At 21.0% G+C, this 13,265-nt stretch carries 6 protein-coding genes and 1 other RNA gene; 2 read left to right on the forward strand and 5 right to left on the reverse strand.

The window, feature by feature from the left end:
* Window positions 1-993 precede the first annotated feature (993 nt).
* Together rlmB and udk are read left to right on the forward strand one after the other, a co-directional pair.
* Window positions 994-1,734: a 23S rRNA (guanosine(2251)-2'-O)-methyltransferase RlmB gene (gene rlmB / locus K0T98_RS00805; protein ID WP_225639521.1), complete on the forward strand. Its 741-nt coding sequence runs from the start codon at window positions 994-996 to the stop codon at window positions 1,732-1,734.
* A gap of 2,299 nt (window positions 1,735-4,033) precedes the next feature.
* Window positions 4,034-4,675 carry a uridine kinase gene (gene udk / locus K0T98_RS00810; RefSeq protein ID WP_225639522.1) on the forward strand — a complete coding sequence of 214 codons (642 nt, stop codon included), beginning with the start codon at window positions 4,034-4,036 and terminating at the stop codon, window positions 4,673-4,675.
* An 860-nt stretch (window positions 4,676-5,535) separates the two neighbouring features.
* Here udk and ffs read toward each other — a convergent pair.
* The 5 genes from ffs to tal form a co-directional block, all read right to left on the reverse strand.
* Window positions 5,536-5,632, reverse strand: an RNA gene (ffs, locus tag K0T98_RS00815) — signal recognition particle sRNA small type.
* Between the two features lie 2,221 nt (window positions 5,633-7,853).
* Window positions 7,854-8,246, reverse strand: coding sequence for a 30S ribosomal protein S9 (gene rpsI / locus K0T98_RS00820; protein ID WP_225639523.1), 393 nt, complete (start codon window positions 8,244-8,246; stop codon window positions 7,854-7,856).
* Between the two features lie 14 nt (window positions 8,247-8,260).
* A complete protein-coding gene (gene rplM / locus K0T98_RS00825) occupies window positions 8,261-8,689 on the reverse strand; it encodes a 50S ribosomal protein L13 (RefSeq protein ID WP_225639524.1) in 429 nt (142 codons plus the stop codon).
* Between the two features lie 1,257 nt (window positions 8,690-9,946).
* Entirely contained in the window at window positions 9,947-10,591 is a 645-nt protein-coding gene (gene rnt / locus K0T98_RS00830; RefSeq protein ID WP_225639525.1) for a ribonuclease T, read from the reverse strand.
* Between the two features lie 959 nt (window positions 10,592-11,550).
* A complete protein-coding gene (gene tal, locus K0T98_RS00835) occupies window positions 11,551-12,504 on the reverse strand; it encodes a transaldolase (protein ID WP_225639526.1) in 954 nt (317 codons plus the stop codon).
* Between the last annotated feature and the right edge of the window lie 761 nt (window positions 12,505-13,265).

The raw sequence follows: 13,265 nt of genomic DNA on the forward strand, positions 1-13,265 counted from the left end.
TATATTATTTTAATAGTATAGTCTACTGGAATATATAAGCATTAACAACAACCTATACTTAAGTCAAATAACTTTTTGAATCAAAATTGCAATTAAAATACCTTAAATGGTAATAATATTATTTATAACATAGATAAATTAAGATAATTATATTTCTCATTAAAAATGATAATAACTAAGTTAAAATTTAGTGAATGGACTATATAGTATATCATACCCAATAGTATTTAAAAAATATTAATAATTATATTTTAAATAGATATATCTTATTAAGAATATATCGTTATTAACGGTTGATTATAAATTACAGATAGATATAGTAACTATTATAGTAATATATCATAACTTATAAAATTTACTTTAATTTAATTATCTTTGATAAATATTATATAAAGTATTATAGAATTATTGTGTTGTTAAATTTATATATTATTTAATTTTTATAATTTTATATAAAAGTATTGTTATGTTCTAAATTATAGTTTTTATTTACTCTATTTGATATTTATCATATAAATAAATATATCAAAAGCATATTAACTTATTTTTTACCATAAAAACACTATTATTGAAAATATTTTGTGTTAATTATTGTTATAATTATTATAAATAAAATAAAAAATAGTCCTTATAAATAAAAAATGTGATACTAAATAATCTAGATATTGATATCTAATAAATTATCAACGATATATTAACTAATTCAAGTGTTACATAAGTAATATTTAATCTATATTAAACTCATTAAATTATTAAATAAAAATATTTATGTATTAATATATGTAAAATTATTATATTATTTAAAATAATTTAATAATTATTTTATTATATTATTAAAATCCTAATTATATTATTAGTATAATAGAAAAATAAGTAGTTATTAAAAATAATTAGGTAATTAATATGTTATTTTATTTCAAATAAATAATTAGGTTTTTCTTTTTATCAATTATTATTTGGGCTTAATAGATTAACTTTATAGCGTTTATAATTATGAGCGAAATAATCTATGGCATTCACGCTATTAAGGTACTACTTAAACGTGATCCAAAGAGTTTTATTGAAGTATTTGTGACTAGTGGTCACAAAGATTGCAGCTTAATGTTGATAATAGCAGAAATAGAGAGAATAGGTATTCTAATTCATTTTGTACGTAGGTATGAGCTGAACGTAAAAGTAAATAGCGCTGTACATCAGGGAATAGTAGCTCATATACACATAAGAAACCATTATCAAGAAAAAGATTTACCTAAAATTTTAGAAAACCTAAAAAAACCACCATTTTTATTGATTCTTGATGGTGTAACTGATCCTCATAATCTAGGAGCATGTTTACGTAGTGCTGATGCCGCAGGAATACATATAGTAATTATCCCCCGTAATAGATCTGTACAGTTAAATGCAACTGTACAAAAAGTAGCTTGTGGTGCAGCTGCAACAGTTCCAGTAATTAGTGTAACTAATTTAACTCGTACTATGCGTTTACTTCAAGATAAAAATGTATGGATTGTCGGTACCATGATAAATGCTGACTATGATCTTTATCAAAGTAATATAACAAACCAAATGGGATTGGCATTTGTTATGGGATCCGAAGGCAATGGCATGCGTCGTTTAACTCGTGAACATTGCAATGAACTTGTAAGTATACCTATGAATGGTAGTGTTTCCTCTTTAAATGTTTCAGTAGCAACTGGTATATGTCTATTTGAGGCTGTACGTAGGCGTGGATAATGCGTTGTATCCCGTGATATAATTGTGTACCTTACAAAAAGGTAGAGTTAATTTACAATAGTATGTATAAAAATTAATATTTGATTTATTATTTGCTAATTGTATATTTAATATATCTTATACAAGATATCCTTATTTTATAAGGATATCTTGTATAATTTAATGAAGTTAATTTTATAGAATTCACTTAGTTTTTTAAAAAAAAATTTTCATCCCTTTAGTTACTATTTTATACTAAGTTTAGTAAAATATTTATTAATACATAATAAGTTATTATTATCCTATTTACTATTTTTCCTGTAAATAATTTTATTTAGGTATAAATAATACAAATTATAGCTTTACTAAAATAACTAAGATTAGTTTATAAATTATTTACAACAAAATTTTTTATATTACTTGATAAAATATTTTAATACTTATAGTATAGATACACTTCTGATATTTTATTAGAGCTATTTTAATTAAAATAAATTTTATACTTATTATAAATAACATTATAATAATATTATATTTATATACGATAATATATATCAAGGGAAGAAAATATTTTTATAAAATATGTAACTTTATGTATAGATAATATATTCATAGAATATAATAATCTTTATTATATTTACAATATTTTCTTCTTAAAGAACTCTAAAATAGATATTTTAGTAATGATAAATAAAATGATATGCAATAGTATTGCATATTTTATTATCCCTACTAGGTAGTAACTATTTTGCTAAAATTTATAAATTATGTTACTAAATTTCTTGGTTATTTGTTATAGATAAGATCTTATCTGATCCTATATTTTATCATTTATTAAATCTTTTATAATTTTTTATGCTAATTAAATTATTGATAAATTATGATATTTTAGATTGATATATATTATTTTTTTTATTAATTAACTAATATATTAGTCTATGAAATAGTATAGATATGGAGATATATTTGATATATAATCCTTTATTATATATCAAAAAAAAATTTATTAAGTTATTTTATAACTTCTAAAAAATATTATTATCTTATAATTTGTAAACATAGTATGTTGTCATGGTATATAGTTAGGTGAATAATTCTTTTAATTATTATCCCTATATAATATATAAGAATAATATCTAATTTATGCTAGTTTTATAAAAAATATGAAAATTTTTATATAAAAAAATAATTATATTTTAATTTTAAATATAATTTTAATTAATAAATGTATTTTTTATTTAAATAAAATAATGATTTATATCATTAGATATATTTTAAAATGTAATATTATTTAATATTTTATTATAAATTATATTAAAATAACTTTTAAAATATATATTCAGTTTTAGGATATTTTAACGTCATTTAATAAACTTCAATAACTATTCTATCTTTTTATAGATTAAAAAAATAATATAATACCTAAAAAAACATCAATCTACTTAAAATTTTATATTTTTAATATAAAACTATTATTCTTTGCTTTATGTTTAAATGTTTTTTTTATTTAGATAATAATTTTTACTTACACATATTAGAGGTTTTTGATTTAATTATCACATATAGTATTAGCTATATGACTAATGATAAAATAATGAGATAATATCTAGATTGAGATTATAACATTTTTTTAAATAAAATAAATACGTTTTATTAAAGGATACGATATTATTTTTTAGTCATTAAAAATTGTTATATATAAAAATCATTATGGATTTTAAAATAAATAATGTGTTATATTTTATCTTCTTACTTTATTTATATTATTTTAAATCTATAAGTAATATAAAATTTATATATTGACAATGTCAACTTATCAGAGTTAGTATTCTTAATGTATACTCTCCTTTATATCAAGATATGTGGTATATACGTAATAATTCTTTAATCTTTAATATTATATATTTACTATATGAGTTTTTTATTTAAATTTAAATTTCTATATAGATGAATGAAAAAATATTGATTATAAAATTATCAATTAACTTATTGATAATTTTATAATCAATATTTTCTTAAATAAGAATAAAAAATGCGTTTTGATTAGTAGAAATTTTTGATAGAGCATGATATGAATTTTTTTATTATTAAACAAAAAATAAACATCTTTGATAGATACGTTAAAATCTTGTTAGAACACTAACGATAGATATTTAAGAAAATACATAGATTCATAATCTTATTATAGTATAACTTATTATGCATCTATAATATATTGAATTTAATAAATACTTATCTATAGGAATAATATTTCCTGCATACAGTAGATACTATCTTACTTAAGATAATTTAATTAATTATTAATTAGGTATTAAATTATATGACTGATAATACTTATAATTGCGTTATTATTGGTATCACAGGCGCATCTGCCTCAGGTAAAAGTTTGATAGCTAATACATTATATCTTGAATTGCGTGAACAAGTAGGTGAGGAAAATATTGGTGTAATTCCAGAAGATTGTTACTATAAAGATCAGACTAATCTAACAATGCAAGAACGTATAAAAACTAACTATGATCACCCTAATGCTATGGATCATACTCTATTATTTACGCATTTACAAATGCTAAAAATAGGTAAATCTATTGAACTTCCGCAGTATAGCTACACAAAACATACACGTAAAGAAGGTACTATTCATCTAAAACCAAAAAAAGTAATAATTCTAGAGGGTATTTTATTACTAACCGATTCCCGTTTACGTAATATACTTAATTTCTCAATATTTATTGATACACCACCAGATATATGTCTAATGCGTCGTATAAGACGTGATGTAAATGAACGTGGACGTTCTATGGATTCTGTTATGATTCAATACCAAAAAACAGTTCGCCCAATGTTCTTACAGTTTATTGAGCCATCTAAACAATATGTTGATATTATTGTACCTCGTGGTGGTAAAAACCGTATTGCTATAGATATTTTAAAAGCAAAAATAAGCCAATTTTTCAAATAAAGCATCAAAACATAAAATATTAAAAATAAAAAGTTTAATTATTTCTCAATTTTACATGATATTTTTGAATATATTACATTTAAATATTTAATTTAACTCAATATTAAATTATTTAATAAATATTATTATGATAACGTATAAATATTTTACTATTTTTTGAATTTTTATATTATAAAAATATATAATTTTATATATAAAATATATTTAACTGTAATAGACAATATTTGGTTAGATATTTTATATCTATATTAATAGTATCTTTATAGTTTTTTAATAAAATTTATAGACTAATAGAATTATCTATAATAAACTTTTAATATTTAATATAATTATTTAAGTTATAGTATATAAAATAAGTACAAGGATGTTTTTTTTATTAACCTACTTTAGGTTCTTCATTTTTGAATAAAGATATTACTAATTCAATTAAGAGTGTAGTGATACTTGGTTTATATATAAATTAAATATTTTTGTATTTTAGTGGGAATAAAACTAAATCATTGTATATAAAAATACAAGTAATCTATAAGGATTATATAAACTAAAAATATAATTATTTTATCTACATAAAAAATATTTAGTATTTAAATAAAGACATTAATATTATTTAAGTAGACAAAAGGGTAATTTCATCATTAAACTAAATGAGCATTATATTATAGTGCAAAAATTTATATAGAATATATATAAAATAATCATTATATTAAGTATAATAACGTGGAAGTTTAATTTTATAAACCTATATTTTTATTAAAATATAAAATTTTTATTTAAATTCACTTAATGTTTATTGTTTAATTATTGGATGGTAAATTATATGTATAAAAATATCTAAGAAATATAAATCAAGTAGGAGGAGTGGCTGTTAGCTACATCACGGCACACACGATGCCTGTTTCGGCTGCTTCCTTCCGGATCTGACCAGGTTTACAGGTTAGTATTGCAAGAGAACCAACAGCTACTCCATAAGTAGATGTTTAAATTTAGATTAATCATTAATTTAAATTAATACATTAATATCTAAGATAATTGCGAATAATTTAATATTTTATTGAAATTTTTTTCTTAAAAGTACATATAATATTTTTTAGTTTATATATTACTATATAATATTAAATATTTTATAATAAAGAATTATTGTAGCATAATACTAAAGAATATTTTTATTGTCAAGCTATTTATTATAGCTATATATAAATTATTTTCTAAAAGCGATTTTAGTTAAAATACACTATATAAGCTATATATTTAGTCAATTTATTTATACAAGGTATGTTAATATTGTTTTTTAAATTATTAGAAAATTTCTATAGCTGTCATTGTAAATACATAAAACTTTTATTATTTTAATAATATTAAGATTTTCTTAATGAGTCAATATTTTAGTGTATATTTTTATTAAAAATTATCCATTTATAATGGTATATCTCAATCTTAATATCTAATAAAATTATATTAACAAAAATAAATATTAAAATTTTAAATAGTATTTAAATCATATTTATACCCCATATTATCCGATAATATGGGGTATTCTTCATAAGAAATAAATTTAAGCAAACTAATTTAATGATTATACTGAGCATATTACTAGCTTAGTATAACACTACATATTAACTTAATTAGTTAATATGTAGTGTTATTTATTAAAAATTTAAATACACAAAACTCTAATAGAGTTAAACTCTATTAGAGTTTTTATTGAATTATTTAATAAATATAGTTATTAGATTTAATACTATTAACACTTTAATAATATTTCATTTTTATTTTTACTAAAGAAAATTTTTTATAGTTTTGAAATGAATACAGTAAAACTAAAAACACTAAATATTTAATGAAATACATATGATATTTTTAATAATACAGTCTTTAATCTTTGATAAAGAAATTTATATAATGAATAAATTTACTATTTATTCTAATAAATATATTGTTTATTGTTAATTTAACCTACATTAATATAAATATATTAATAAAATACCCCAAGAACAGAAAAGGAGGATATTTTTCTAAAAATATTTTAAATATTACAAGCTAATAGCTAGTATCAAAAATTTTGATTTTTTATATTCATTACACAAAAAATAATAAACCTTTTAGCTACATCTTATTATAATAAATTTATTTTTATTTTGATGTATTCTTGTTTATTAGTTAGAAATATTTCTATGATTTTTTATATAAAATTTAATAAAACTTAATTAAGTATACTTTGTATAAAAGATTTTTATTAATTATAAATACAGTAGTGTTATTATTACGCTGCAGTGTTAATTCTTATTTTTATTCTGATTCTGTAATAAATTTTAAAAGAATAATGACTTTGTTTTAAAAAAATACAAAAAATAATAATATTATATTTTATATATTATTAGAATCTAGTTGTATGACATAAATACTTACTATAATAAGTCTTTATATATTATATTCTATATAAGAATTATATAGAGAATATTTAATAAATTAAGTGATATAAATAAATCTTATAGAAATATTTTGTAACTCTTACAATATACAAGTTTTATATATTAGTTAAATACATTAATTTAAATTGTTTATAGTCTTTAATTATTACTATACGTAATATTAAATAATAATTTTTAAACTATTTTTTATTTTAAAAACTAAAAAGCAATTAGTAATATAATTTATAACAACATATCTTTATTAGTGTGCAAATAAATTATGTATACAATTAAATTTATTATAGTATCTTAATACTAAATATTATAATGTTAAGTATACTATTATTACGAGATATTATAAAAATTTATAATAGATATTTTATCTATATTATACTCATTGAGTAATGTAATTTTATTTAGGAATTTTACTAATATTTTATTTACGCATTTAAATGTTATTAAATTTAAATAAATTATCAAATTTTATTGCAGTACGATTAAAATATATAAAGACAAAATTATAATATGATTCTTGAATTTTATGTTAGTTTTTATAGTAAAAGAATATTGATTCTCAACATTAGATATATAATACCTGATATATATAAAATATCTTATTATATTTAGCTACTCTTATAGTCAAGAGTAGTTTAATGAGTATAAATAAATTACCGCATTATATAGTTTATATAGTAATAAGTATTAACATCGTTATACTTATATTTAAAAAGACGATATAAATGTAAGTCTTATTTTTAGGAAATAAAAAATTAACGCTTAGAAAACTGAGGACGACGGCGTGCTTTACGAAGTCCTACTTTCTTACGTTCAACTTGGCGAGCATCCCGTGTTACAAATCCTACTTTACGCAATTTACTCTGAAATATAGTGTCATATTTTATAAGTGCACGAGTAATACCGTGACGGATTGCACCAGCTTGGCCAGAAATGCCGCCACCTTTAACAGTTATATATAAGTCAAAATTATCAACCATATCCACAAGTTCTAGCGGTTGACGAACTATCATATGAGCAGTTTCGCGATTAAAGTACTGCTCTAATTTACGTTGATTAATTAAAATATTACCACTACCCTGTTTTATAAAAACACGAGCTGAGGAACTTTTACGGCGACCAGTACCGTAGTATTGAACTTCAGGCATTGTTATAATCTCGATTAAATTTCAAGAATTTGCGGTTGCTGTGCCGCATGATTGTGCTTGTTACTAGCATAAACTTTTAGTTTACGGTACATAGAATCTCCTAATATACCTTTAGGTAGCATACCTTTAACAGCGTGTTTAATAATATGTTCAGGATGACAATTAATTAACTCTGCAAAAGTTGTTTGTTTTATACCACCAATATAACCAGTATGATGGTAATATATTTTATCGGAACTCTTGTTACCTGTCACGGTAACTTTACCTGCATTTAGAACAATAATATAATCACCTGTATCAACATGTGGGGTATACTCTACTTTATGTTTACCACGTAGTCGGCGCGCCAGTTCAGTGGATAATCTTCCTAAATTTTTACCTGTTGCATCAACTATATACCATTTATGTTTTACTGTTTTTGGCTTAGCTATAAAAGTTTTCATGAGATATCGCCTGATTATACATCATATTTTATAATAAAGATCCAATTTTTATTTATTATGAAGTGAGATATATTGCATACTTACAAGATCATGTTATAGTAAAAACTTTTTTAAAAAATATAATTTTTATATTCATTTTATTATGTATTTTATATACTATAGGTATTTTAGATATAAAGATAAAAATATTTTTATCTGAGTAAGATTATCTTATTTCTAATTTAGAAGTCATTTTATTTAAATTATATTTAATTCATCTTATTCAAATAATAAAATTAATATAATATAGAAGTTTTTCTCTGTATTTAATAATATTAATATATTAATAGATGATTATCACTTTATATACTACTACATATATTCTAAAATAATTATTTATGAGAGTATGATCTATTTAAAAATAGTTTTATGTGACATAATTATACCATACAATAAAAAATATACTTTGTATTTATTGTAATAACTCGGGAGTATTCTCTTATATATACCTTTATGGAAGAAGATAATGTATATCTTTATTTAAGTTTTTACAAAAATATGTTTATAGTTATATAAATAGTAAGGTGTTTTTTTCTATTTAAGTTATTATTATACTAATAAATAGCATAGTATTTTAATTTTTCTTGATATTATAATATTATTATATAATAATATTATTAAGATTGCAAATGTTAAAATAAAATATTTTATTATTAATCTTAGTACTAATTACTTGATAAGTTACTTAGCTAATTAGAGTTAACTAAGTATTAGTTTTTATGTTTATAAATATTATTTTTATAAAATTCTTGAATACTTTAATTTAAAATTTTTAATATAGTATTTTGTACCATATACAAGATATAGTAATCTTATATTTTTTCTTTACTCTTAATTTTTATCTATTGACTTAGTTATAAATAAAATATAATTTTTTATGTTTTTATGTCTCCTTTAGTATATAGTACGATAAATTAAATATATTTATTTATTAATAATATTTAAAGAAATAGCGTTTAGTACTAATTTATTTAGTATAAATTTGCACTTCTAATATAATTAACACTATTATTATTGATACTATAAGTATAGTACTATTTTTTATATTTAAAATAAGTTAAAATTTTATTTTGTCTTTGGATAATATCCATTATTGTCATTCTGTAAAATAAATTTATTAATATAAAATAAAATAATTTATTTTTATAAAATTTATATTATTTAAATTGAAGTAAAATACTTTTTAAACATAACTTATTAACGATTTAATTTGATATTTTAGTACTGCATAGTGAGTGGCCAACCCCCCATACGTTTCCATCGATTAACAAGCTCACAAAATAGTACTGCTGTTTGTTTAGTATCATAAAGAGCAGAGTGTGCTTGTGTATTATCGAAAGGAATATTAGCTGCAATACATGCTTTGGCTAATACAGTTTGTCCTAAAACCAATCCACTTAATGCGGCAGTATCAAATGTGGCAAAGGGATGAAAAGGATTACGCTTTAATCCAACACGATCAGCTGCTGCCATTACAAAAGAATGATCAAAATGAGCATTATGTGCTACTATAATTGCACGATTGCAGTAATGTCTTTTAATTCCTTCATGTACTGCTTGAAAGATAGTATATAGTGCCTCATATTCGCTAACTGCCCCCCTTAATGGGTTACCTGGATCTATACCATTAAATGCTAAAGCCTCTGGGACAAGAACTGAACCAACAAAAGGTTTAATATGAAAGTGTAGTGTTTTATCTAGTTTTAACCATCCATCCTCAGTCATGCGTAATGTAATTGATGCTATTTCAAGTAAAGCATTTATGTTAGCATCAAACCCTGCAGTTTCTAGATCAATTACAATAGGGTAGAATCCACGAAATCTGGCGCTTAATGTATTCAGATGATTGGTTATTTCAGTCATATGTAATGTTTTAATTAATAAGAATTTATTCTTTATTATGAGATTTTTTACAGTTTGTATTGGATAAACTTAACATTAATTTAATTACAGTAAAACATAATATTTAACCTCCTATTTTTTTCTTTATTATTTTTATTTATATAAATTTTAGGGTTAGTCTGTTATTAGACTATCATCAATATTCACTATATTAAATACAATATAGTGAATATTAGTATTGATATTAAAATTTTTTATTGTTTGCACATTAAATGTTAGTACTTTTAATAAAATATTTTTAAATAAATAATAATTAATACAAGTAAAAATGACTAATAATATTTATTAATATTGTGAGATTATCATCACTTACTCTTATAATTTAGTCTATAAATTTGTATAAGTATACAATTAATTAACTTATAAAATAACGTAATATTTATGCATATATTATAAATATACGTGAAGATTAATAAAAGAAAGCTCTTTTATATATTACCGATATAGATAGAAATAAAATAATATCATCTTGTTACTTTTAATGAACCTTACTTAATTATCTTAAAAGTTAAAATATTTACCATAATTTTGTAATGTTATTAACAATATTGTTATTAATTATCATTAATATAATTTATATATTTTCATGGATTACCATACTTTTAGTAAGTATATATAGATAGTTAAATACTAAAATATAGTTGTGTTAGTATTATTAAAGACACTTTATTAATAGAAAGTGAAAAAATTATTATAAAATATAGTTATTTCTTACCTAGCTAACTTCTTAATTAAAGGTATATATGTTTATAATTAAGAAGTTAGATACTTATATAGTTATTTTTATAGAAATGTGGTCTTTAGAGAAGATATTTTAAATATATTGTCATAAAATAAGAAAAAAACTTATATAATTAAAAGAAATATTCTATATATACAAAAGTTATCCTAAAATATTTTTGAGTTTTTTAGTAACTAAATCACATAAGATTAGCAATCATTTTTTCCAGTTTATCTTGATCTGTAGCAAACTGACGGATACCATCAGATAGCTTGTCAACTGCCATTGGATCCTGGTTGTGATACCAGTAAAATTCAGCCTCGCTAAGTCGTCTTGAATAGGGTTTTATTTTACCAGTATATTTTAGCTTGGGTTCAATCTTGCCTATTTTTTCAGATAATTCCTTCAATAATAATGGACTAATAGTGAGACGATCACATCCTGCTAACTCTATAATCTCCTCAATGTTACGGAAGCTTGCTCCCATAATAATTGTTTTATATCCATGTTGTTTATAATATTTATATATTTTTGTTACAGCAATGATACCTGGATCTTCATGTGGTTTGTATATTTTTTTATTAGTGTTATTCTTGTACCAATCTAAGATACGACCAATAAAAGGAGAAATTAAATATACACCTGCTTCTGCACAAGCACGCGCCTGAGCAAATGAGAATAATAAAGTTAAGTTACAGTTTATGCCTTCCTTTTCTAATTGCTCTGCTGCACAAATACCTTGCCAAGTAGAAGCTAATTTTATTAGGATACGGTCATTATTTATGCCAGCGTCGTTATACATCATTACAAGACGCCTAGCTTTAATAATGCTAGCTTCTTTATCATAGGACATACGTGCGTCAACTTCGGTTGATATGCGACCAGGAATTATCTTTAAAATTTCTAAACCGATATTGACTGCTAGTTTATCTGATGCATCAATAATTTGTTGATCCTTGTCTTGGCTCTGGTGGGATGCCCAATTAATAGTTTTATCTAATATTTGATGGTATTCGGAATTTTGTGCTGCATGCAAAATTAAAGAAGGATTAGTAGTTGCATCTTGGGGGCAATATAATTGAATTGCATTAATATCACTAGTATCAGCTACAACAGTAGTTAGTTTTTTTAGTGAAGTGAGTTTATCTGTCATTTTATAATTTTCCATACCTTAATGAATAAAATAATTTATAACAAACCTAATAAAGGTTAAAGTTAATAATGCCATTATGTGTCTAATAATAGATTATATATGATGGCATGCTTATAATAAATAATAACATGCATTATTTGTTATGCAATAAACTATGTAATTTAATAACTAAATTTAAATAATATTATCTTAAATAAGAATGGGGATCTTTATAGTGTAATAAATTATTTTATTTAATAAAAATTAAAGAGTATTTTATATATATTGTTTATATTATTAAAGATAGTAAATAATTTTTATTAAAATAGGGTATGATGACAAAATCAATAAAACATTAATAATTTTTCTATATATTACATATAATAATGTATTTTATAAAAAAAATAACTATTATATATAATTACTAAGTATAGGATTTATATCCTTATAATATAATTTATATATTATATTTAGTGTGAAATAATTATATTTTGATTAGTATTAAATTCAAAATTAATTTATTAAGATACTTATCTTCTATTTATAGAATTGTTACTAATCTACTTTTACTTGAAAATAGATTAGTTAATTATAGTTGGGGATTATAATAACCAGATCAAAGATTGTTATTATGAGATATATTCATTAATTTTTATCTTAATAATAGTTATATTGTTTTTAACAAATATTGCAATACTACAATAGTAGTGAATATTTATTAATATAATTTATTAAAGTCAATATATATAACTTTAATATATATTGACTTTAATAAATTATAT

The organism is Candidatus Profftia sp. (ex Adelges kitamiensis), assembly GCF_020342455.1.
In the GTDB taxonomy this organism is placed as follows: domain Bacteria; phylum Pseudomonadota; class Gammaproteobacteria; order Enterobacterales; family Enterobacteriaceae; genus Profftia.